This window comes from Hydrogenibacillus sp. N12, assembly GCF_019645935.1.
Classification (GTDB): domain Bacteria; phylum Bacillota; class Bacilli; order Thermicanales; family DSM-22653; genus Hydrogenibacillus; species Hydrogenibacillus schlegelii.
Genome location: NZ_CP080953.1, coordinates 561,005 through 582,331, shown reverse-complemented (window position 1 = coordinate 582,331; position 21,327 = coordinate 561,005). Strand labels below are relative to the sequence as shown.

General features: G+C 67.8%; 16 protein-coding genes and 1 pseudogene. 9 read left to right on the top strand and 8 right to left on the bottom strand.

From position 1 onward, the window contains the following. Positions 1–48: 48 nt before the first annotated feature. The 6 genes and pseudogenes from ylqF to K2M58_RS02705 all read right to left on the bottom strand — a co-directional run bounded on the left by ylqF (position 49) and on the right by K2M58_RS02705 (position 5,658). Complete coding sequence (ylqF, locus tag K2M58_RS02730) at positions 49–1,008, bottom strand: ribosome biogenesis GTPase YlqF (protein WP_220678184.1); 960 nt, start codon at positions 1,006–1,008, stop codon at positions 49–51. Continuing rightward, on the bottom strand, positions 1,005–2,369 hold the full coding sequence (gene trmD, locus K2M58_RS12815) for a tRNA (guanosine(37)-N1)-methyltransferase TrmD (protein ID WP_220678183.1): 1,365 nt from the start codon (positions 2,367–2,369) through the stop codon (positions 1,005–1,007). The genes ylqF and trmD overlap by 4 nt, the downstream gene beginning before the upstream one ends. 167 nt (positions 2,370–2,536) lie before the next feature. Beyond that, positions 2,537–3,163, bottom strand: a pseudogene (gene rimM / locus K2M58_RS02720) (ribosome maturation factor RimM); the annotation flags it as partial. A 134-nt stretch (positions 3,164–3,297) separates the two neighbouring features. Beyond that, positions 3,298–3,630 (bottom strand): 30S ribosomal protein S16, encoded by a 333-nt coding sequence (rpsP, locus tag K2M58_RS02715; protein WP_220678181.1) that lies wholly within the window; start codon positions 3,628–3,630, stop codon positions 3,298–3,300. Positions 3,631–3,743: 113 nt separating this feature from the next. After that, positions 3,744–5,087, bottom strand: a complete 1,344-nt coding sequence (gene ffh / locus K2M58_RS02710) for a signal recognition particle protein (RefSeq protein WP_220678180.1) — start codon at positions 5,085–5,087, stop codon at positions 3,744–3,746. Next, entirely contained in the window at positions 5,077–5,658 is a 582-nt protein-coding gene (locus tag K2M58_RS02705; RefSeq protein ID WP_220678179.1) for a sigma factor-like helix-turn-helix DNA-binding protein, read from the bottom strand. Before K2M58_RS02705 ends, ffh begins: the two co-directional genes overlap by 11 nt. Positions 5,659–5,930: 272 nt before the next feature. Between K2M58_RS02705 and K2M58_RS02700 the strand changes: the two genes are divergently transcribed. The 6 genes from K2M58_RS02700 (at position 5,931) to K2M58_RS02675 (ending at position 14,084) form a co-directional block, all read left to right on the top strand. Beyond that, on the top strand, positions 5,931–7,082 hold the full coding sequence (locus tag K2M58_RS02700) for an ABC transporter ATP-binding protein (RefSeq protein ID WP_220678178.1): 1,152 nt from the start codon (positions 5,931–5,933) through the stop codon (positions 7,080–7,082). Positions 7,083–7,102: 20 nt separating this feature from the next. Next, positions 7,103–7,993: a carbohydrate ABC transporter permease gene (locus tag K2M58_RS02695; RefSeq protein ID WP_220678177.1), complete on the top strand. Its 891-nt coding sequence runs from the start codon at positions 7,103–7,105 to the stop codon at positions 7,991–7,993. 37 nt (positions 7,994–8,030) lie between these two features. After that, positions 8,031–8,855, top strand: a complete 825-nt coding sequence (locus K2M58_RS02690; protein ID WP_252393512.1) for a carbohydrate ABC transporter permease — start codon at positions 8,031–8,033, stop codon at positions 8,853–8,855. A gap of 86 nt (positions 8,856–8,941) precedes the next feature. Beyond that, on the top strand, positions 8,942–10,318 hold the full coding sequence (locus K2M58_RS02685; protein ID WP_220678176.1) for an ABC transporter substrate-binding protein: 1,377 nt from the start codon (positions 8,942–8,944) through the stop codon (positions 10,316–10,318). A gap of 106 nt (positions 10,319–10,424) precedes the next feature. Continuing rightward, on the top strand, positions 10,425–11,846 hold the full coding sequence (locus tag K2M58_RS02680; protein ID WP_220678175.1) for an MBL fold metallo-hydrolase: 1,422 nt from the start codon (positions 10,425–10,427) through the stop codon (positions 11,844–11,846). A gap of 123 nt (positions 11,847–11,969) precedes the next feature. Then, positions 11,970–14,084: a bifunctional chorismate-binding protein/class IV aminotransferase gene (locus K2M58_RS02675; RefSeq protein ID WP_220678174.1), complete on the top strand. Its 2,115-nt coding sequence runs from the start codon at positions 11,970–11,972 to the stop codon at positions 14,082–14,084. A 117-nt stretch (positions 14,085–14,201) separates the two neighbouring features. Here the strand turns inward: K2M58_RS02675 and K2M58_RS02670 are convergent, their stop codons facing one another. Both K2M58_RS02670 and K2M58_RS02665 read right to left on the bottom strand, forming a co-directional pair. After that, a complete protein-coding gene (locus K2M58_RS02670; protein WP_220678173.1) occupies positions 14,202–14,912 on the bottom strand; it encodes an anaerobic ribonucleoside-triphosphate reductase activating protein in 711 nt (236 codons plus the stop codon). A 36-nt stretch (positions 14,913–14,948) separates the two neighbouring features. Further along, complete coding sequence (locus K2M58_RS02665) at positions 14,949–16,877, bottom strand: ribonucleoside triphosphate reductase (RefSeq protein ID WP_220678172.1); 1,929 nt, start codon at positions 16,875–16,877, stop codon at positions 14,949–14,951. A 247-nt stretch (positions 16,878–17,124) separates the two neighbouring features. On the opposite strand from K2M58_RS02665, the gene K2M58_RS02660 reads away from it, so the two are divergent. The 3 genes from K2M58_RS02660 (at position 17,125) to K2M58_RS02650 (ending at position 21,301) form a co-directional block, all read left to right on the top strand. After that, complete coding sequence (locus K2M58_RS02660) at positions 17,125–18,264, top strand: TIGR04053 family radical SAM/SPASM domain-containing protein (RefSeq protein ID WP_220678171.1); 1,140 nt, start codon at positions 17,125–17,127, stop codon at positions 18,262–18,264. A 377-nt stretch (positions 18,265–18,641) separates the two neighbouring features. Next, positions 18,642–19,976, top strand: coding sequence for a cytochrome C (locus tag K2M58_RS02655; protein ID WP_220678170.1), 1,335 nt, complete (start codon positions 18,642–18,644; stop codon positions 19,974–19,976). A 14-nt stretch (positions 19,977–19,990) separates the two neighbouring features. Beyond that, positions 19,991–21,301, top strand: a complete 1,311-nt coding sequence (locus K2M58_RS02650) for a hypothetical protein (RefSeq protein WP_220678169.1) — start codon at positions 19,991–19,993, stop codon at positions 21,299–21,301. The last annotated feature ends 26 nt before the right edge of the window (positions 21,302–21,327 follow it).

Sequence of the window (21,327 nt, the reverse complement as noted above, 5' to 3'; positions counted from 1 at the left end):
TTCGCCGCCCCCCGTCCGTCGACGCCGGGCTCGGACCTCGGGCACCGCTCACGGCGCCTCGAAACTCACCGGCCCCAGCGCTCCGCTCCGGACTTCCCGTAAAAACAGCTCGGCGGCCGCCGCCGCATCGGCCGCGCCGCCGGGGCGAAGGAGCCCCCGCGCCGCCGCAAGCCGCGCCAAAAACACCGCCGGCTCCGGCAGGCCGGCCGCGCCGAACGCGCCGCCGCCCAAAGCCGTGCCGCCGCTCAAAGGGTCGCCCTCCAAAGCCACGCCGGGCTCATCCTCCCCGGCCGAGGCCGGCGCGGACGGCCCGCCCGCCGAAAGCACCGCCCCGTAGCGGGCCAAAAGCGCAGCCGGCTTCAAGTCGGCAAGGCGACGGTAGAGAAAGGCCGCCACCGCCTCCGCCTGAAAGCGATGCTCGGCGACGGCGCCGAGGGCGGCGAGAAGCAGCGCGCCCTCCGGATCGTCCAGCTTCGGCCAGAGAAGCCCCGGCGTATCCAGAAGCTCCACCCCGCCCCGGGCCCGAATCCACACGAGGCCCCGGGTCACCCCCGGCCGGTCGCCCACTTTGGCCGCCCGCCGGCCGGCCAGGCGATTGATGAACGTCGATTTGCCGACGTTCGGCACGCCGACGACCATCGCCCGGGGCGGACGCGGGAGAAGCCCCCGCGCCCTCCGCCGGGCGGCGACGTCCCGGCCAAGACGCTCAAGGGCGGCGTACAGCGGGCCGAGACCGGCGCCCCGCACCAGATCGACCGCCACCGCCGCATCGGCCGCTCGCCGAAGCGCCTCGAGCCACGCCTGGGTCACGGCCGGGTCCGCCTGATCCGCCTTGGCGAGGACGATGATCCGCCGTCGCCCGCCGAGCAGTTCCGGAAGGCGCGGATTCGCTGTCGCCCGGGGCGCCCGGGCGTCCCGGAGCTCGAAGACCGCATCGACGAGCTCGAGCCGCGCTCGAAGTTCCCGTTCCGCCTTGGCCATATGCCCGGGGAACCACTGAATGCTCATCCGTTCGCCTCCGTCCGGCCGCCGTCGTCCCGACCGTCATCGGTCGGTCCCCCTTTTGCCTCCCCGTCACGGGCCGGACCGGCTTCGTCGCGCGCGTCGTCCGATCCCCTTATTGCTTCACTGCCACCGGCCGGCCCGCTTCGCCCGGCCTCTCCGGCATCCTCTGGGCGCCAGGCCGCCCCGGCCGTTTCGCCGCCGGCGTTCCGGGCAGCGAAAAAGGGATTTTCTCGGCGCCTTCGCCGGGGCTTCGACATCGGCGGCGGCAGCCGCCCGGCGGCCTCGAGGGCCCCGACGATCGCGGCGGCGACCTTCGGAAGCGACGCCTTCCCGCCGGCCGCCCGGACGACGGTGGCCGCCCGGAAAAGCGCATCGAGCGGCGCATCGGCGCCGAATAACGCATCAGCCCCCTCTTCCGCCCCGGCGCCGGCGGACGCCTCCCGGCCGCCGGCCTCCGTCGCACCCCGTTCGGCCTCTTTTGCATCTCGTCCGGCCTCCGCCGCCTCCCCGCCGGCCTCCTCCGCTCCGGCGAGGGCGGCTTCTTCGTGGTCAAGGCCCGCCCAACGCCGAAGAAGCGCCGCCTCCTCCGCGTCCGGCGGGTACATCCAGAGCAGATCCGGTCGGCGAAGGAGCGTCCGAAGGAGCGCCTGCTCCTTCCGCCAGGCGGCGATCCGGGCATGATGCCCGGAGCGAAGCACGTCCGGAACCTCCCAGCCGCGATACGACGGCGGCCGGGTGTAGTGAGGATACTCGAGCCGCCCCATGGCAAACGACTCCTCGACCGCGGACCGCTCGCCGCCGAGGACGCCCGGGAGGAGCCGGACGACGGCGTCGACGAGCACCATCGCCGGAAGCTCCCCGCCGGTGAGGACGAAATCGCCGATCGACACCTCGTCCGTCGCCAGGTGCTCCCGGATCCGCTCGTCAAACCCTTCGTAGTGGCCGGCCAGCAGGATGAGGTGCGCTTCACGGCTCAAGCGTTCCGCCAGGCCGTGGGTGAGCCGCTCCCCCTGGGGCGTAAGAAGGATCAGCTTCGGCCGCCGCGTTTCCTTCGGCCGGGAAAGCCATGCCTCAAACGCCTCCGGCCCGCCAAGAAGCCCCTCGACGGCCCGGGCGATCGGCGGCACCTTGAGCACCATCCCGTCGCCGCCGCCGTACGGGACGTCATCGACCGTCCGGTGCCGGTCGCAGGCGTAAGCGCGAAAGTCCACGAGGCGATAATCCCAGAGGCCGGCCCGCCGGGCCCGACCGAGAATGCTCGCCTCGAACACCGGCGGAAAAAGCTCCGGAAAGAGCGTCAGCACGTCGATCTGAAGCTTCGGCGCCGTCCCCGTCGCGGGGCCCGGGATCCACGCGTCGGTCATCGTGCCCCTCCGCCGTCGTCCGGCAGAACGGAACCGGCCCCGTCCGCCGGCGGGCGGGATTCGGAGCGGCCGCCGGAAGGCCGCCCGCCCTTCCGGCCGCCTTTCCGGTTCCCCGTTCGGTCGGCGGCCCTGCCGGCGGCCCGCCGGGACGGCACCTCGGCTTCCGCCTCGTCGTCGAGGCCGGGCAGAAGCCGGACGACGATCCGACCGCCCTCCAGGTCGACCGCCCGAACCACGTCCGGAATGTACGGGAGGAGGAGATCCCGCCGCCCCGGCCGCGCGACGACCCAGACGTCGTTGGCGCCGGGCTTTAAGATCTCCTTCACCGCGCCGAGGACGGCGCCGGCTTCGTCGACGACCGAAAGGCCGATGATCTGATCGAAGTAGTACGTCCCCTCCGGGAGGGGTTCCCGGTCCGCTTCGGCGACCTTGAGCACGGCGCCCCGGAGCGCCTCGGCCGCCTCGACGGTGTCGACGCCGCGGAACTTGACGAGATAGACGTTTTTGTGCCGGCGGGCGCCTTCGACCTGAAGCGGCTCCGGAAGGGCCGCCTCACGAGGAAGCGCCGGATCCGTCGCCGAAGCCGTCCGTCGGACCGGTTCGGAAGGCGCCCCGGCGGCTCCCTTCGGGCTGGCCTCCGCCTGCCGAACGTCCCCCTCTTCCCGAAAGACGTACAGCGTGCTCCCGGGGCGGAACCGGACTTCGGGAAAATCGGTCACGGCGAGGACGCGGACTTCCCCTTTGAGGCCGTGGGGGGCGACGATCCGGCCGACGTTAAAGTAGCGCACGGGCACACCCCGCCTTTTTGCCAGCGCTTCCCGTCTGATCTTCCTTGCGCCCCGCGCCGCCGGGAAAGGCCGGCGATTTCGCCGCGAGCCTGCCCCCTAACACAAGGCGGCCGGCGGCGCGGAGCGCTTCGGCGAGGCGCTCAGGCGCCAGACCCTTCGGTGCCGGACAAAGTCGCCGGTTCCGCCGCGTCGGAAGCCTGGCCCTTTTCCGCCCGGCGGGCCTCATAGAACGCCTTGAGCACCCCGGTCCGCCGGAAGAGGGAGCGGACGGTTTCCGTCGGCTGGGCACCGTTTTTCAGCCAGTAGACGGCCCGCTCGACGTCCACCTTGACGTCCGCCGGGTCGGTGAGGGGGTTGTAGTAGCCGATCTCCTCGATGAAGCGGCCGTCCCGCGGCGAGCGGGCGTCGGCGACGACGATGCGGTAAAAGGGGCGCTTTTTCGCGCCGAGGCGGCGCAGGCGAATTTTGACCATGCCGACGGTTGCCTCCTTTTTGGCCTGATGGGTCTTTTCGCAGACCGACGATCCGACGGAAAATGAAAAGGCACAAGAGACTCAGGGTTGGGAGCGCAAGAGAACTCGAGGTTTTAGGGGAAAGGAAACGGAAACTTAAAGCCCCGCGGACCTTTGCCTTTTTTGCCGCCCATCTTCGCCATCTGCTTCATGAGCTTCCGCGCCTCTTCGAATTGCTTGAGGAGGCGGTTGACGTCGGCGACGGTGGTGCCGCTCCCGGCGGCGATCCGCTTCCGGCGGCTGTAGTTGATGATCTCCGGCCGCTCCCGTTCTTCCGGCGTCATCGAGAGGATGATCGCCTCGAGGCGGGCGAGCTGCTTTTCGTCGACCTGGATCTGGCCGAGGCGGGCGCCGACGCCGGGGATCATCTTGAGGAGCTCTTCGAGCGGGCCCATCTTCTTAAGCTGCCGGAGCTGGTCGAGGAAGTCGGTGAGCGTCCACTCCGCCCGGCGGAGCTTTCGCTCGAGCTCCCGCGCCTTTTGTTCGTCGACTTCCGCCTGGGCCTTTTCGATGAGGGTCAGCACGTCGCCCATGCCGAGGATGCGGGAGGCCATCCGGTCGGGGTAAAACGGCTCGAGGGCGTCGAGCCGCTCCCCGGTGGCGGCAAACTTGATCGGCACGCCGGTCGCCGCCTTGACGGAAAGGGCCGCCCCGCCCCGGGTGTCGCCGTCGAGCTTCGTCAGGATGACGCCGGTCAGGGTGAGGGCGTCGTGGAAGCGCTCGGCGACGGCGACCGCCTCCTGACCGGTCATGGCGTCGACGACGAGCAGGATCTCGTCCGGTCGGACGGCCGCCTTCACCGCCTTGAGCTCCGCCATGAGGACCTCGTCGATGTGGAGGCGGCCGGCGGTATCGACGATGACGACGTCCCGCTCTTCCGCCCGGGCCCGGGAGAGTCCGGCTTCGGCGATGGCGACCGGATCGGTGAGATCGCCGGGGAGGTGGACGGGGACGTCGATCGAGCGGCCGAGCACCTCAAGCTGGGTCACCGCCGCCGGTCGGGTGACGTCGGCGGCGACGAGGAGCGGCTTTTTCCCCCGCCCGGCGAGGTGCCGGGCGAGCTTGCCGGCGGTCGTCGTCTTCCCGGCGCCCTGAAGGCCGACCATGAGGATGACCGCCGGCCGCCGGGAGAGGTTCAGTTCGGCGAGGGTGCCGCCGAGAAGGTCGACGAGCTCGTCGTAGACGATCTTGACGACCTGCTGGGCGGGATTGAGGGATTTTAAGATTTCGGCGCCGACGGCCTTCTCCCGGATGCGGCCGATGAGCGGCCGGACGACCTTGACGCTCACGTCCGCTTCCAGAAGCGCGAGGCGGATCTCCCGCAGGGCCTGATCGACGTCGGCCTCCGTGAGACGCCCCCGCCCCCTCAGGCGGCGGAACGCCTCGCCGAGGCGCGCCGTCAGCGATTCAAACGCCATCGTCTCCCTCCTTTCCGGCCGATCGCCCGTCCTCCGGACCGGCCGCGCCGCCCGATCCCGACGAAGCGCCGGAGGCCTTCGGCGCTTTTCGGACGCCTCGACTCGGCGCAGACGGATCGCTTCGGCGGATCGGCGCTCCGTTCCGCCGTCCCGCCCGATGCCCGGGGCCGGATCTTTCCGGCGAAAGCAGTCGGCTTTGGGCGGAAGGCGCCCGGGCGCTCGGTTCCGGTGCCTCTTCGAGCGCCCGAAGCGCGGCGGCGACCTTCGCGAGGTCGCCGGCCGCCGGGCAGTCGCGAAGCGCCCGAAGGCGGGCGTCGAGCTCCGTCAAAAGCGCCTCCCGCTCGCGGCTCCGATCCCAGAGGCCGAGGACGGCTTCCAGCCGGTCGAGGGTCGCCTCCGCCCGCCGGAGGAGGGCGTGGACCGCCTGACGGCTCATCCCGAGGGCGTCGGCGACTTCCGACAGCGACCAGTCTTCAAAGTGATACAGCACAAGCGCCCGGCGCTGTCGTTCGGAAAGCAGCCCGCCGTAAAGATCGTACAGCGAGGCCACCCGCGCCCGCTTCTCAAGCACGGTTCGTCTCCTTTGCCTGAAGTCCCTAAGGCCGGGAGCGAAAGCATCGTCCGGCCGGAGCCGCCGCTTAGCATACCAGAGCTTTTTGCTGGTGTCAAGTTTCCGGTTTGACAGGAGGGGCACCCGGTTTCGCTTGCGCCTCCGAGCGCCGCCGTCTTTACATTCTCTTTACCGATCCATTACAAGCTCTTAACTTCCCCTTCATTTGCCCTTCAAAACCCCGTGCTATTCTGAGGTGGTGGCCACTTTACTCGAGCGTTGAGGTGAGCCCGTTGCGCGTCGAACTTGAAGGCCTCAGCATGCGCTTCGGCGACGTCACGGCCGTCGACCGTCTCGATGCCGTCATCGAGTCGGGCGAGCTCGTCGCCCTCCTCGGGCCGAGCGGATGCGGCAAAACGACGACCCTCTTTTTGCTCGCCGGGCTGTATCGCCCGACGGCCGGCGTCATCCGCTTCGATGGAGCGGTGGTCAACGACGTCCCGCCGGAACGGCGAGAGATCGGGATGGTCTTTCAAAACTATGCGCTCTATCCCCATATGACGGCGTTCGAAAACATCGCCTTTCCCCTGAAAGTACAAAAAATCAATAAAAACAGGCGACGGGAGATGGTGCTGGAAATGGCCCTCCTGGTGCGCATCGAATCTCTTCTCGAGCGAAAGCCCGCCCAGCTTTCCGGTGGCCAGCAGCAGCGGGTCGCCATCGCCCGGGCGCTCGTCAAACGGCCGAAATTGCTTCTTCTGGACGAGCCGCTTTCCAATCTGGACGCTCGTCTTCGGCTGGAGATGCGGGAAGAAATCCGTCGCATCGTCTCGAGCGTGGGGATCACGACCGTCTTCGTCACCCACGACCAAGAGGAGGCCATGAGTCTCGCCGACCGCATCCTGCTTTTGCGCGAGGGGCGAAAAGTCCAGTACGACACGCCGGACATGCTGTACATCCGACCCGCGCACCGGTTTGTGGCCGAATTTCTTGGAAATCCGCCGATCAACATCCTGTCCGCTCGAGTCGGCGCCGATGCCCGCTGCCTCCTCCTGGGCGACGGAAGCCCCCTTTCCGACCTGCCAGAAGACATGGAGCCGCTTCCCCCGGAGACGCCGGTGGTCGTCGGCATCCGCCCGGAAGATTTCCGCCTCGAGGCGGCCGGCGTCGCCCCCGGAGATCCGAAAGCGTGCAGGGGCGGAATCGCGGGACGGGTGGCGGTTCGCGAGACCATCGGTCGGGAGACGCTCCTTCGCGTCGAGACGTCCGCCGGGGCCGTTCGCGTCCTCGCTCCGACCGGAAAAGCCCCTCACCCCGGCACGGCGGTCGTCTTGACGGTTGAGCCGTCCGCCATCCATCTTTTCCATCCCGAGACCGGCGAAAGCCTACGCCGCAAGGAACCTCAAGGCCGCCCGAAGGCGGCTTCCGGCGTTCAACTCGCCTGATTTTCCGGGAGGGACGGCCGTTGCCGGACAAGCCAAACCTGCGTTCCACTGCCAAAGCCCTCGTTTATCTTGCCCCTGCGCTTCTCGTGCTGGGGACGTTTACGATTTACCCCATCGTCGAGTCGTTCCTTTTGAGCTTCTACGCGGACTACGACTATTTTCACGACCGCGTCTATCGCCTGGGCTTTGACAACTACCTTTATCTCCTCAAAGATCCGGAGTTCCATTTGGCGCTTCGGAACACCGCGGTTTTCGTCCTCGGCGTCGTGCCGATTTCCATCGCCCTCTCCCTCGGCATCGCCCTCATGCTTTACCGGCCGATCCCGCTGCGCTCGTTTTTCCGAACGGTCTACTTCCTGCCGACGGTGACGTCCGTCGTGGCGGTGGCTGTCGTCTGGAGATGGATTTTTCACTCCGACTACGGGCTTCTCAACTTCGGGCTCGGTTTGCTCGGGATCCAACCCGTTCGGTGGCTCACCGATCCCCGCTGGGCGCTTCCGGCCCTCATCCTCTTCGCCATCTGGAAGAGCCTCGGCTACAACGTCGTCCTTTTCCTCGCCGGCCTGACGAACATCCCGGAGACGTATCATCTCGCCGCCCGCCTCGATCGTGCCGGACCGTGGCAGCGGTTTTGGTCGATCACCTTTCCGCTCCTCTGGCCGACGACGTTTTTCGTCTCGATCGTCTCGATCATCGGCGCTTTCAAAGTGTTCGACGAGGTCTACGCCCTGTTCGGCGGCAGCCCCGGGCCCCTTTCGAGCGCCCTGACGCTCGTCTACTACATTTTCGTAAAGTTTTATCGGGAACAGGATTACGCCGTAGCCTCCGCCGCCGCCTACGTGCTCTTCCTGATCACCTTCCTGCTGACCCTCATCCAACTTTGGATCGGCCGAAAGCGGACGGCCGTCTGAGGGCCGTTCATGATCCAAAACGGAAAGGGGACCGCCCGTGATTCGCGACGCCTTATCCCGGGGGACGATCCTCCTCCTGCTTTCCCTCGGCGCGGCGCTCATGCTTCTTCCTTTCGCCTGGATGATCTCGACGTCTCTCAAGGCTCCGAACGAAGTGATGCTCATGCCGCCGAAGTGGATTCCTTCGGAGTGGCACTGGGACAACTATGTCCGGGCGCTCACGATGGCGCCGTTCGGCCGTTATTTCCTGAACAGCGTCCTCGTCACCGCCCTTTCGACGCTCGGTGAACTCATCACGATGATTCTCGCCGCCTATGCCTTCGCCCGCCTGTCGTTTTGGGGACGGGACCTCCTTTTCAGCTTGCTTCTCGGCACGATGATGGTCCCCGGCGAAGTGCTGCTCGTCCCCAACTACGTGACGCTTTCTCGCCTGGGCTGGATCGACCGGTACGAAGCGCTCATCATCCCGTGGACGGCAAGCGTGTTTGCCATTTTCCTTCTCCGGCAGCATTTTCTTTCCGTGCCGAAGGAGCTCGGTTACGCCGCTCGCGTCGACGGCGCGGGAGACTTTCGCTTCCTCTGGACGATCATGGTCCCGATCGTCCGGCCGGCGCTCGTGACGATCGTCGTCCTGAAGGCGATCGGGAGCTGGAACGCGTTTCTCTGGCCGCTCATCGTCACCAACAGCCGGGAGATGCGCACGCTTCCCGTCGGCCTTACCGCTTTTACGACCGAGGCCGGGACGGCTTACGAACTCCTCATGGCCGCTTCGGCGTTCGTCATCGTGCCGATGATCGTCCTTTACCTCCTGTTGCAGCGATCTATCGTCGAAGGACTGGCCCGGACCGGGATCAAAGGTTGAGGGGGGATGCCGGCCGTTTCGGGTGGCCGCCGTCGCGCCTTCGTCGCTGGCCAAACGCTGCGGTCAAGGAGGACCGGTAGACGATCATGAAACGACGCATCCTTTCCGTCCTGGCGCTCGGCCTCATCCTCTTTGCCGCCGCCTGCGGCAAGCCTGAAACGACGCCTCCGGCGCCTGCAGGAAGCGACAAAAACGCGCCATCATCGGCGGCCGACAAGACGGGCGATGCCGCTTTTCCGACGCGTCTTCGCGGTCCGGTTGAAATTACCTTCTGGCATGCGATGACCGGCCATCACGAAGAGGCGCTCAAGTCGATCGCCGATCGATTCATGGCCGAACATCCGGACATCCGCATCAAGCTCGTCGGACAGGGCAACTACGGCGACCTGCAGGAAAAGCTCACCGCCGCCGCGAAGTCGAAGACGCTTCCGGTGATGGCCCAGGTGATCGAAACGTGGGTGACCGACTACAAACAAAGCGGCCTCGTCCAGGATCTTACGCCCTATATCGAACATCCGGAGATCGGTTGGACGAAGGAAGAATTCGAAGATATCATCCCGGTGTTCCGGGAGGCCAACCGGTGGGACGGCCGTTACTTTTCCCTCCCCTTCAGCAAAAGCACCCAGATCCTGTATTATAATACCGATCTTTTCCAGGAACGCGGCGTCGAGGTGCCGAAGACGTGGGACGAACTCCGGCAGGCGGCCGAAAAGCTCACCTTCGAGCGAAACGGCAAAAAGATCATCGGCATGGGCTTTGAAAACTCCGTCGGCTGGCAGTTCCACATGTGGGTGCGGCAGGCCGGCGGACGCTACATCGACGAAGCGACCGGAAAAGTCCTTTTCGACAGCCCGGAAGGCCGGAAAGCCCTTGACTTTATCGCCGGGCTGTTCAAAGATAAGATCGCCCGCCTGGCCGGAGAAGACCAGTATATGTCGAACCCGTTCGGCCGCGGCGACGTGGCGATGTACATCGGTTCCTCGGCGGGCATCCCGTTCGTCGCCAAGGCCGCCGAAGGGAACATCCGCTGGGCGGCGGCGCCGGTCCCGGCCGGAGCGAAGCGGGCCGTCCCCTTTGCCGGAAACGCCGTCGCCGTGTTCAATTCGGCCACGCCGGAGGAAAAACTCGCCGCCTGGCTGTTTATCAAAACGCTCCTGAACACGGACAACACCGCGTACTGGGCCAAGGAGACGGGGTACCTCCCGATCCGCCGCTCGGCCCTCGAAAGCCCGATCTGGAAGGACTTCGTGAAGGACCATCCCGCCAACGGGGTCGGCACCGAGCAGTTTGACGCCGGTTTCTTCGATCCGCGCATCCCCGGCTTTGACGCGGCGATGAAAGTCGTGCAAAAGGAAATCGAAGCGGTCCTCCTCGGGGAAAAAGCGCCCGACGCCGCGCTCCACGATGCCGCCGCCAAGGTCCAGGCGGAGATCGACCGGGCCAAGGCGCGCTCCCGCGAGTAAAGCCTTCGCGGGAAGGCGGGGCGTTTTGCCCCGAGCAGGACCCAGACCAGGCCTGCCGAAAATAAAGCCGGCCAAAAAAACACAAAAAGAAGAGGAGACCGTCGCGATGAGCGCGATCACCTTCTTCGGGGGGCTTTGGACGATCGGCGGCACGATCGTCATGCTCGAGCATGGCGATCACCGCCTTCTTTTTGACTTCGGCCTCGTCTACGAACCGGAACGGGCGGTGCTGGAAGCGTCGATCCGTCCGCGCGCGGCCTTTCGCCTCGCCGATCTCATCCGCCTCGGGCGGGTGCCGGCGATCGACGGCCTCTACGCTCAGGACGCCCTTCGGGCGCCGGCCGGCGACCCGCGACTTCCTCGCCCCTTTTGCCCGGATGGACCGGCGACGGCGGTGGCGGTGTCGCATCTCCATCTCGACCACGCCGGCGCCGCCGGCTGGGTGGCGCCGGACATCCCCGTCTATGGAAGCGAGCCCTCCCGGGCGCTGGCGGAAGCCCTCGCCGAGATCGGCGACGGCATCCATCCGGCGCGGCCGCTTGCCGGCGTCCCGTTCGAGACGCCGGTTCGTCACGGGCCGATCCGCTTCTTTTTCGTCCCCGTCGACCACGACGTCCCGGGGGCGGCGGCATTGTTCATCGAGACGCCGGAGGTGCGGATCGTCTACACCGGCGACTTTCGCCTGCACGGCGCCCGCCCGGAGCTGACGGCGGCGTTTCTCGAACGGGCGCGGGCGTTTCGGCCGGATCTCCTTCTCATCGAAGGGACGACGATCGGCCCCCGGGAAGTCCTTCCGGATGAAGCGTTGACCCCCGAGGCGCCGCCGCCGGAGGGGGCCCTTTCGGAGGCGGACGTTCGGGAGGCGCTCACGGCCGCCTTTCGGGAGACGGAGGGCCTCGTCGTCGTGAACGTCTATCCGTGGAACCTGGACCGGCTGGAAGGGGTGCTTAAGGCGGCCGAGGCCGCCGGTCGACGGGTCGCCTTCGAGCCGGCTGTCGCCCACCTGCTTCGGCGGCTCCGGGGCCTTCGGCCCCTCGTCTACGTGCCCGACCTTCGGGCGCCGGAAGCCGGTGTGGCGCCCGAGATCGTCGGCGCCCCGTGGTGGGCCGACCTCCGACGGGAGGCCGATCGGGTTGACGCCGCGATGATTCGAGAGGCGCCGGGCGCTTTCGTCGTGCAAAACCGGTGGGAGAACGCCTTCGCCCTCCTCGATCTTCCGACCGCCGGCGGCCGGTACATTCAGAGCGGCGGCGAGCCGATGGGCGGCTTTGACCCCCGGTGGCGCCACCTCGAGGCGTTCGTGCGGAAGCTCGGCATGACGCTTTCGGTTGTCCACACCGGCGGCCATGCCTGGCCGGGGGATCTCCTCCGGGCCGCCGCGGCGATCGGCGCCTCGACCGTCGTGCCGCTCCACAGCCGCTTCCCCGAGCGGCTCGCCGTCCGGCTGCCGGGGGCCGTCTTTCCCGCCGCCGGCCGGCGGTATCGGCTTCGGCGGCTCGCGGCGGAGCGGGGGGTCGTCTTCGAGTAACATCGCGGGCGAACATCCGCGGGCGGTTCCAATGCGAACGTCGGATCCAATGCGAAAGAAGATCGCGAAAAAGATCGCGGGCGGCGCGGGGCGAAAGAGGCGTTTGGAGGAGGGGGCACGCAGATGACGACTTTTTCCTTTCGTTTTGCCCGGTTCGATTTTCCCGGCGGACCGCGGATCTTTGCCCGGCCGGTCGCCGAGCTCGTCGCCGAAACCCCGGAGGAAGTTCCGGCCATCCTCGCCGCCGTCGACGCCGCCCGGCGGGCCGGCCGATGGGCGGCCGGCTTTCTGACCTACGAAGCCGGGGCGGCGTTTTGGCCGAACCTGCCTTTTCCGCGAGCGGAAGGAGGGGCTTCGGCGCGCCTCCCGTTCGCCTGGTTCGGCCTCTTCGAAGGAGACGAAAGGGGTCGCGCCGGCGTTCCGCCGGCAGACGGAGGGGCGGGAAACGGCGGCGGACCCCGCGGCGGAGCGCCGGCCGTCTCCGGCGCCGCCCCGCCCGGGATGCCGCCGGAAAAAGAACCGGCCGCCGGCGGGGCGCCCGCCGAAGACACGGCGGACGGCGCCCCGCCCCCGGAAGCGGACGAGGGCCTCGATGGGGAGGACGGCGGCATCGATGGGGGGGACGGCGCCTGGCCGGCGCTTCTTGCCGCGCTGGAGGCCGGATGGGCACCGGACGGGGTGCCGCCGGAGGCGACCTGGGCGGCGTACCGGGCGGCGTTTTCCACCTTGATCGCGGCGCTCACCCGGGGGGAGGCGGAGGTCGTGAATCTCACCTTCCGCCTCGCCCTGCCGCTCGCCGATGTCGGGCATGCGACCGGCGATGACGCCGGCTTTTTCCGCCTCTACCGGCGCCTCCTTCGGCGGCAGGGGGCCGGCTACGGCGCGTTTTTGGATTTTGGTCGCCTGAAGATCCTCTCGGCGTCGCCGGAGCTTTTTTTTGCCTGGGACGGCCGGACGCTCGCGATGCGGCCGATGAAGGGGACCGCGCCTCGGGGGCGATACCCCGAAGAAGATGCCCGGCGGCGGGCGGCGCTTTTCGCTTCGGCCAAAGACCGGGCGGAGCTCCTCCGGACCGCCGCCGGCATCGCCCGCGAGCTCGCCGCCGTGGCCGAAGGCGGCGCCGCCGGGGTCCGGATCGGGGAGCCGGTCCTCGAGGCCTACCCGACCGTCTGGCAGCTCACCGCGCCCGTCGAAGCGACGACGCGGCCGGGGGTGGGGCTTTCCGACCTTTTCCGGGCGCTGTTTCCGAGCGGGAGCATCGCCGGCATGCCGAAGCGCCCGGCCCTCGAACTCCTCGGCCGGCTGGAGCAAAGCCCGCGGGGGATCTACACCGGCGCGATCGGCATCACCGGTCCCCAGGGCGCCGTGTTCAACGTCGCCATCCGGACCGCCGTTGTCGACGTCGACGCCCGGCGGCTCATCTACGGCACCGGAAGCGGCATCACCGCCCGCTCCGTCGCCCGGCGGGAATACCGGGAAGCGCTGCTTAAAGCGGGCATTTTGCTCCGGCCGGCCGCCCCGCCGCCGGCCCTTCTCGAGACGATGCGCCTCGAAGACGGGGCGGTGTTCCTCGAGGCGCTCCACCTGGCGCGCCTTTTTGCCTCGATGCGCCATTACGGCTTTCCGGACCGGGCCGCCGACGTCCAGAAGGCCCTGGAGGCGGCAAAGCGCCGGCATCCGGCCGGCCTCTTTCGCCTTCGGCTCGTCGTTCCCCGAACGGGCGCCGTCACGGCCGCCGCCGATCCCCTCGGGGCGCCGTGGGACGACCGGCGGCGGCTTGCCCTCCTTCCGGCGCCGGACCTTTCGGGGGCGGTGCTGGCCGTCCCAGCCCGGACGCCGATCGACGCGGATGACGACCGCTGGTGGCACAAACGGCTCGATCGGGCGCCGTACGAAGCCAGGCTGGCCGAGGTGGCGGCGGCGACGGCGAACGCCGCCCTCCCGGTTCCATCCGGCGGCCTCGACGTCCTCCTCTGGAACGGCGCCGGGCGGCCGACGGAGCTTTCCCGGGCCAACCTCGTCGTCGAGCGGGACGGGCACTTCTGGACGCCGCCCTTATCCGACGGCCTCCTCCCGGGCGTCTTCCGGGCCCATCTCCTCGCCGCCGGATTTGTCCGGGAAGCGCCGATGTCATGGCGCGATCTTTGCACGGCCGACCGCCTCTGGGCGGTCAACAGCGTCCGGGGCTGGATGCCGCTTCGCCTGTGGGCGGGAGACGGAGATCGGCCTCGATCGTAAACCCGACGCACGCCCGGCGCGTCAGTCCCGGCGCGTACGGAGGCTTCCGAAGGGGCTGCGTACCTGCAAAATCCGCGCAACGTCCGTCCCGGCGCGTCCGGAAGTTTCGGCGCCGCGTCAGCCGCCGCGGAGCTCGACCGCGGTCGCCGCCGCCGGCGCTTCGGCGAGGATGCGCGCTCTCAGACGCCTGAGCCGATCCGGCGGCGTCGGCTCGGTGCCGGCGATCTCGGGGGCCATCACCCCCGGAGCGGGCCGATACGCCTGCAGGACGAGTCGGGGCACCGGCCCGATCCAGCGCACCGCCCGCAGGATGGCCTCGTCCTCGTGGAGTTTTGGCGTCACCGTGATCCGGATTTCATAAGGGACGCCGCTTTCCCGGAGGACGGCCGCCGCCGTCCGGACCCGCTCCGGCGCCCGGGGATCGGGCGCATAGCGACCGTATCGTTCGGGCGCATCTTTGACGTCCATCGCGACGAAATCGACGAGCCCGCGGGCGAGGAGGTCCGCGAGCGCGTCCGGCCGGTCGCCGGCGGTATCGAGCTTCACCCGGTAGCCGAGCGCCTTGACGGCGGCGAGAAAATCCGGAAGGTCCTTCCAGAGCGTCGGCTCGCCGCCGGTGACGGCGACGCTTTCCAGCCGCCCGCGGCGCTCCGCGAGCAGGCGGAGCGCCGTCTCGGGAGGCATTTTCGGCGGCCGAACCCGCTGGAGGAGGGCGTTGTGGCAAAACGGACAGCGGAAGCGGCACCCGCTCGTAAACACCGTCGCGGCGAGGTGGCCCGGATCATCGAGGAGCGAAAGCGGCAAAAGGTCGTAAAACATCGCTTTCATCGCCTCCCGTCGTTCTGTCGCCCGCGCCGCGACCCTTCACCGCGCCGAGGCGGGAAGTTCCGGCCGAAAGACGAGCCGCTCGGCAAACTCCTGCCGCTTTCCGTCGTTCCACCGCCGGACGGGCCGGTAGTAACCGACGACGCGGCTGTAGACTTCCGTCGGACGGCCGCAGTGCGGACAGGTCGGCACCTCCCCGGGAAGGTAGCCGTGGGCATCGCAGACGGAAAAGGTCGGCGTGAGCGTCACATACGGAAGCCGCGTCGTCTCGAGCACCGTCCGGAGCAGCTTTCCCGCCGTGCGGCCGTCGGGAAGCGCCTCGCCGAGAAAGATGTGGAACACCGTTCCCCCGGTATATTTTTCCTGCAGCGGCTCTTCGAGGGCGATTTGCTCGAACAGATCGTCCGTCGCCCCGACGGGAAGCTGCGTCGAATTCGTGTAGTACGGCGCTTCCGGCGTGCCGGAGGTGACGATGTCCGGGTAGCGGGACCGATCGATCCGGGCGAGGCGATACGACGCCCCTTCCGCCGGGGACGCCTCGAGGTTGTAGAGATTCCCCGTCTCCGCCTGAAAATCTTGGAGCCGCTCCCGGATGAAATCGAGCACCCGGGCGGCGAAGGCGACCCCTTCCGGTTCGAGGAGGGAAGGGAGGCCGAGGTTGAGAAGCGCTTCGTGCATGCCGATGACGCCGATCGTGCTGAAGTGATTTTGAAAATAACCGCCGCTTTCCCGTCCGCCAACGGGACGCCCGCCGGCCTCCGGCTCCGTCAAGGCGAGAAAAAGCCCCGGCGCCCCGCCGCCGGACCCGACCCCGGGCCCGGTCCCGACCCCGGCGTCGGCGACGTCGCCCGGATCCCCGGCCGGCGCCAGATGGCGCAGATAATGGCGCGTATACGGATACAGCCCCGCCGCCATCCACCGCTCCAGGGCCGCCCGCTTCCGCTCCAGGCTGTCCTTGGCCAGCTCAAGGAGCCGCTCGAGCCCCCCGAAGAACGCCTCCGGCGACGTCGCCCGGTAGGCGAGCCGCGGCAGGTTCAGCGTCACGACGCCGATGCTTCCCGTAAGCGGATGCGCGCCGAACAGCCCCCCGCCCCGGCGCCGGAGCTCCCGATTGTCCAGCCGGAGCCGGCAGCACATGCTCCGGGCGTCCTCCGGCCGCATGTCCGTGTTGATAAAATTGCTGAAATACGGTGTGCCGTATTTGGCCGTCATGGCGAGGATCGCCTCGACGACCGGGCTGTCCCAGGGAAAATCCGGCGTCACGTTGTACGTCGGGATCGGAAAGGTGAACACCCGACCCGCCGCGTCCCCCGCCATCATCACCTCGGCAAACGCCCGATTGAGCATGTCCATCTCCCGCTGAAACTCCCCGTAGACCCGGTCCGTCCGCCGCCCGCCGATGATCACCCGCTCCTCCCGCAGCATCGGCGGGACGACGAGATCAAACGTGAGGTTCGTAAACGGCGTCTGGAACCCGACCCGCGTCGGCACGTTCAGGTTAAAAATAAATTCCTGCATCGCCTGTTTGACGTCTTCGTACGACAGGCCGTCGTAGGCGATAAACGGCGCCAGGTAGGTGTCGAAGTTGGAAAACGCCTGGGCGCCGGCCGCCTCCCCCTGAAGCGTGTAAAAGAAATTCACGACCTGCAGCAGCGCCGTCCGGAAGTGCTTCGGCGGCCGGCTCGCGATCTGCCCCGGAACGCCGCCGAAGCCGTGGAGGAGGAGATCCTCCAGGTCCCAGCCCATGCAGTAGACCGACAGGGAATTGAGATCGTGCAGGTGAAAGTCGCCGCCGACGTGGGCCTCCCGGATCGCCGGCGTGTACACCCGCTCGAGCCAGTAGGCGGCGGACGCCGCGCCGGAGAGGTGCTGATTGAGCCCTTGCAGCGAGAAGGCCATGTTGCTGTTTTCCCGGACCCGCCAGTCCCGCTTCGTCAGGTAGTCGTCGATGCGGGCGAGGACGTCCATCCCCATCCCTCCTACAAGTAGTGTTTCCAAAGATTTTGGGACACCACATCTAGGATAGCCCCGGGCCGCCGCCGCGGACAAGGTCGGAACGCCGCGGGTCAACAAAGATTTGAATTCACCGTCTATTTTTGCCGTAGCCCCGTTGTTTACGCTGCCGATGAGGGTTAATCCTTCGCCCGGGACACGGTTTTGTGCCGACCCGGAAAGGGCGGATCCGGTATGCTGGGGGCGAGAGGAGGGCATCCGGATGACTTTTGACGAACGGCCGTTTCTCGTCTTCTGGGAGCTGACCCGCGCCTGCCTGCTCCGCTGCGCCCACTGCCGGGCCGTCGCCCAGCTCGAGCGGCATCCGGGAGAGCTTTCGACCGACGAAGGCCGCCGCCTGATCGACGCCCTCGTCGACCTCGGCCGGCCGAGGGTCATCCTCACCGGCGGCGATCCGCTGATGCGCCCGGATTTTTTTGACCTGGTCGACTACGCCGTCCGGCAAGGGCTTTCCGTCTCCGTGACGCCGAGCGTTACGCCCAAAGTGACCGAAGACGTCATCCGAAAGGCGAAGGCCGCCGGCATCGCCCGCTGGGCGGTGAGCTTGGACGGCGCCACCGCCGACGTCCACGACGGGTTTCGCGGCGTCCCGGGGACGTTCGACCGGGCCCTTCGCCTCCTCGGGTGGCTCAAGGCCTACGGCCTGCCGGCACAGGTGAACACGACCGTCACCCGGCGAAACGTCCACCAGCTGGAGGCGATCGCCGAGCGCATCGCCGACTACGACATCGTCCTGTGGAGCGTCTTCTTCCTCGTGCCGACCGGCCGGGCCCGGATGGAGGAGATGCTCGACGCCCGGGAGACGGAGGCGGTTTTTGCCCGCCTGTACGCCCTCGATCAGACGATGCCGTACGCCATCAAGACGACGGAAGCGCACCATTACCGGCGGTACGTCCTGCAGCAAAAGGCTCGGGAGCTCGGTCGGCCGGCGTCGACGCTTTCGTTCCAGGCGTTCGCGCAGAGGAAGCGGGCCGGACAGGGCGCCGTCGACGACGGGATCGGCCGGGCGCCGGACGGCCTGAGGGACGGCGCCGGCGTCGTCTTCATCTCCCACATCGGTGACGTTTTCCCGAGCGGCTTTCTCCCGGTCAAGGCCGGAAACGTCCGGGAGGCGCCGCTCGGGGAGATCTACCGCCGGTCGCCGGTGTTCCGGGCGCTCCGGAATCCGGACGGCTTCGGCGGCAAATGCGGCGTGTGTGACTTCCGCCACATCTGCGGCGGAAGCCGCGCCCGGGCCTACGCCGTAAGCGGCGACATGCTCGCCGCCGAGCCGACGTGCGCGTACATCCCGCCGGCGTGGACCCGACGGATCGCCGAGCAAAAAGCCGGCGGTGCCCGGTAGGCATCCGAAGGTCCGGTCCGACGAAATCCGGGACCGGAAGGCCGACGAAAGCCGAAGCGGCAGGCCGACGAAATTTCGGTCCACCCATCCGCCGAAGGTCCGAATCGCCCGAGCGGCCGATCCAAAGACGAAGGACGACGGAGACGTCGGAGCGGATCCGGCCGGGAAGGCGGTGCGGAGGCCGCCGGGCGCCTCCGCCGACCTGGCCGGACCGCATCGGGCAAGGAGGGGAAACGATACCGGAAGCATGGCTGGGGCTTTACCCGCAGTGGTACGTTCCGGGGTTCGGCTCCGGATACGTCGTCGCCGCGATCGCCTCGACGCACGTGCTGTTTTCCCACATTTCAGTCTGCGCCTCCTTTCTTCTCGCATACTGGGTGACGCTCGCGTACCGGCACCATCGGCCAGAGCTCTACGGCTATGCCCGAGACAACTTCTTTGCTCTTCTTTTCACCTCCTACATCATCGGTTCGCTGACCGGTCCGGGCATCTGGTATTCGACGACCGTCGCCAACCCGAGGGGCATCTCGGAGCTCATCCACAACTTCATGGGGGTGTGGGCGGCGGAGTGGGTCTGGTTCGTCACCGAAGTGACGCTCGTCTACGTCATGGTCTACCTGTTCGACAAGGTCGGCCACCGGACGTACATGTACCTCTCGTGGGTCTTTGCCGTCGTATCCTGGGGGACGATGCTCATCATCGTCGGCATCCTGTCGTTCATGATGTCGCCGGGAAGCGACGCCTGGTTTCAGAGCGGCAACGTGCTTCAGGCCTTCTATAACCCGAATTACTTCCCGCACCTTCTCATGCGGACCGGCTTTATGATCGCCCTCGGGGCCCTGCTGGGCCTCGCCGTCGCCACCCGCATCCGGGAGGCGGATCTCCGCGCCTGGATCGTCCGGCGGCTCGCCGGCGCCGGCCTCGTCGGAATGGCGTTCGGCGGCGCCTTTTTCCCGCTGTACCTGCACACGCTTCCCGACCGGGCCCGGGTGACGCTGGACGGGATCATCCCGAGCTCGGTGAAGCTGTCCATCGCTGCCGGCATCGGAGCGCTCGCGCTGGCGCTTCTTTTGCTCTGGCTCCGGCCCAAGCTCCGCTACGCCGCTGGCTTTGTCGTCATCCTGGCCACCGTCACGCTCGTTCTGGCGATCTATCCGCAGGAGCGGGTACGGGAGTGGATCCGAAAGCCGTACATCGCCGGCGATTACCTGTACGTCAACCAGCTCGTCGCCCGGGACGTCCCCGGAAAAGGCATCCGGAGCGAGCTCGAGACGGTCGAGCGGCACGGGTTTCTCTCCGTGCACCCGTTCGTGCCGGAACGGCTGAAGACGGTGACGCCGGAGAACGTGCTGGAGGCCGGGAGAGCGATGGCGCTCGTCTCGTGCGCCGCCTGCCACAGCCTAGAAGACAGCGGCCCCCGGCCCCTCGTCCTCAAAATGCAAGGAATGACGGATCCGAACGCGGTAGAGCAGTTTTTGCGAGCGCGACTGAACGGCGATCCGGCCCACGGCGGAGCGCCGTATATGCCGAAGCTCGTCGGGACGGACGATGAGATCCGGGGCTTTCCCTCTACCTCGCCGAGCAAAATCGCCGCTTTGCCGCCCAGACCGCCGCTCAAGCGGCCGCCCGATGACGCGGAAGGCGTCGGGCACGTTCTCGGCCGTCCTCCGGAATCCGCCGATGGCATCCGCTCCAACCATGCTCGAGTCTGAAAGGAGGGATGAGGATGGATCCGGCAACGCTCCTGTCCGTCCTCCGTTCGCCCAGCGGCGTCGGTATGTATCCTGCGGTGATCCAGCTTTTGTACGTGCTCACGTGGGCCGTCCACATCACCTTTATTCATCTGACGATCGGCGGGCTTTTCGTCGCCCTGTACGCCGCTTTCCGGCGCCGCGATCCCCTCGCGCAAAAGCTCGCCCGCACGTCGGTGAAGACGGCCGTCGTCGGCCTCTCCCTCGGCGTCGTCTTTGGCGTCGCCCCGCTCCTGTTTACGCAGGTGATCTACGACTCCGGTTGGTACACGGCGAACACCCTCTCGGCGTGGTGGGTGATCGCCTTCATCCCCGTCGTGATCGCCGCCTATTACCTCATCTACGCCTTCTACTTGAAGGCGCGGCGGGCTTTCCCCGCGGCCGTGCCGGAAGGCGCCCGGACCAAAGCAGCTTCCCCGGCCGCCTTCGCCGAGGCGGCGGCCACCGAGACGGCCGGTCCGAGGACGGTCGGCGGTGGGGGGATCGCCGCCCTCTTCGGCGGGCTTGTGCTGGTCCTGTTTGCCGGTGCGATCATGCACATCATGGCCTATCAGGCGCTTTTCCCCGACCGGTGGATCGACTGGTACACCGCCGGCGGGACGACGATGCACACCAGCGGTCTGTTCGTCTACGCCTTCAACGCCGCCCGCTACGCCCTGTTTGTCCTCGCGGCCCTCTTCGTCTACGGCCTCTACCTGCAGGCGTACGCCTGGTACTTCGCCCCCCGGCCGGACGCCGATCGCGACGCCCTCCGGGCCTTTGCCGGCACCGGTCGGCGGCTCGCCGCCGTCTTCGGGCCGTTCGCCGTCCTGGCGGGCTTCGCCTACCTCGCCCTGGACGGCCTTCTCGGCCGGCCAGCCGTCGCCGGCGCCTTTCTGCTCGCCGTCGCCTTCGGCGCCCTCGCCGTCTGGTCGACGGATCGGGACGGCAAGACGCCCCCCCGCGCGCTCGCCTTCGGCTTTCTCGCCGAGCTGGCTTTAAGCGCCTTCCGAGAGGCCGACCGCTTCAACCGCTACGGCGCCTTCGGCCATACACCGTACGACTATCCGCTCCACCTGTCCCCGTACGGGTTCTTCTTTTTCCTCGGGACGTTCGCCGTCGGGATCGCCTTCTTCGCCTTTTTGCTGCGGCTTCTCTTCCGGGCCGGCCGGAGCGCCGACGTCGTCACCGACGATCAGGTGGCGGCCGCCCTCGGTCGCAACTGGCAGCTTTCGTGGGGGCTTTTGATCGCCTGGCTGATCGTCTTCTGGGGCCTCGGGCTCGCCGTCGTCTTCTTCCCGCTTTAAACCCATTCAAACCGCTCGAATTCACC

Bases quoted from the DNA above. Each gene is read 5' to 3' on its own strand.
- ylqF (WP_220678184.1), bottom strand. From the start codon at position 1,008: ATGAGCATTCAGTGGTTCCCCGGGCATATGGCCAAGGCGGAACGGGAA.
- K2M58_RS02670 (WP_220678173.1), bottom strand. From the start codon at position 14,912: ATGAAAGCGATGTTTTACGACCTTTTGCCGCTTTCGCTCCTCGATGAT.
- K2M58_RS02685 (WP_220678176.1), top strand. From the start codon at position 8,942: ATGAAACGACGCATCCTTTCCGTCCTGGCGCTCGGCCTCATCCTCTTT.
- K2M58_RS02665 (WP_220678172.1), bottom strand. From the start codon at position 16,877: ATGGACGTCCTCGCCCGCATCGACGACTACCTGACGAAGCGGGACTGG.
- K2M58_RS02660 (WP_220678171.1), top strand. From the start codon at position 17,125: ATGACTTTTGACGAACGGCCGTTTCTCGTCTTCTGGGAGCTGACCCGC.
- K2M58_RS02675 (WP_220678174.1), top strand. From the start codon at position 11,970: ATGACGACTTTTTCCTTTCGTTTTGCCCGGTTCGATTTTCCCGGCGGA.
- ffh (WP_220678180.1), bottom strand. From the start codon at position 5,087: ATGGCGTTTGAATCGCTGACGGCGCGCCTCGGCGAGGCGTTCCGCCGC.
- K2M58_RS02650 (WP_220678169.1), top strand. From the start codon at position 19,991: ATGGATCCGGCAACGCTCCTGTCCGTCCTCCGTTCGCCCAGCGGCGTC.
- rpsP (WP_220678181.1), bottom strand. From the start codon at position 3,630: ATGGTCAAAATTCGCCTGCGCCGCCTCGGCGCGAAAAAGCGCCCCTTT.
- K2M58_RS02680 (WP_220678175.1), top strand. From the start codon at position 10,425: ATGAGCGCGATCACCTTCTTCGGGGGGCTTTGGACGATCGGCGGCACG.
- trmD (WP_220678183.1), bottom strand. From the start codon at position 2,369: ATGACCGACGCGTGGATCCCGGGCCCCGCGACGGGGACGGCGCCGAAG.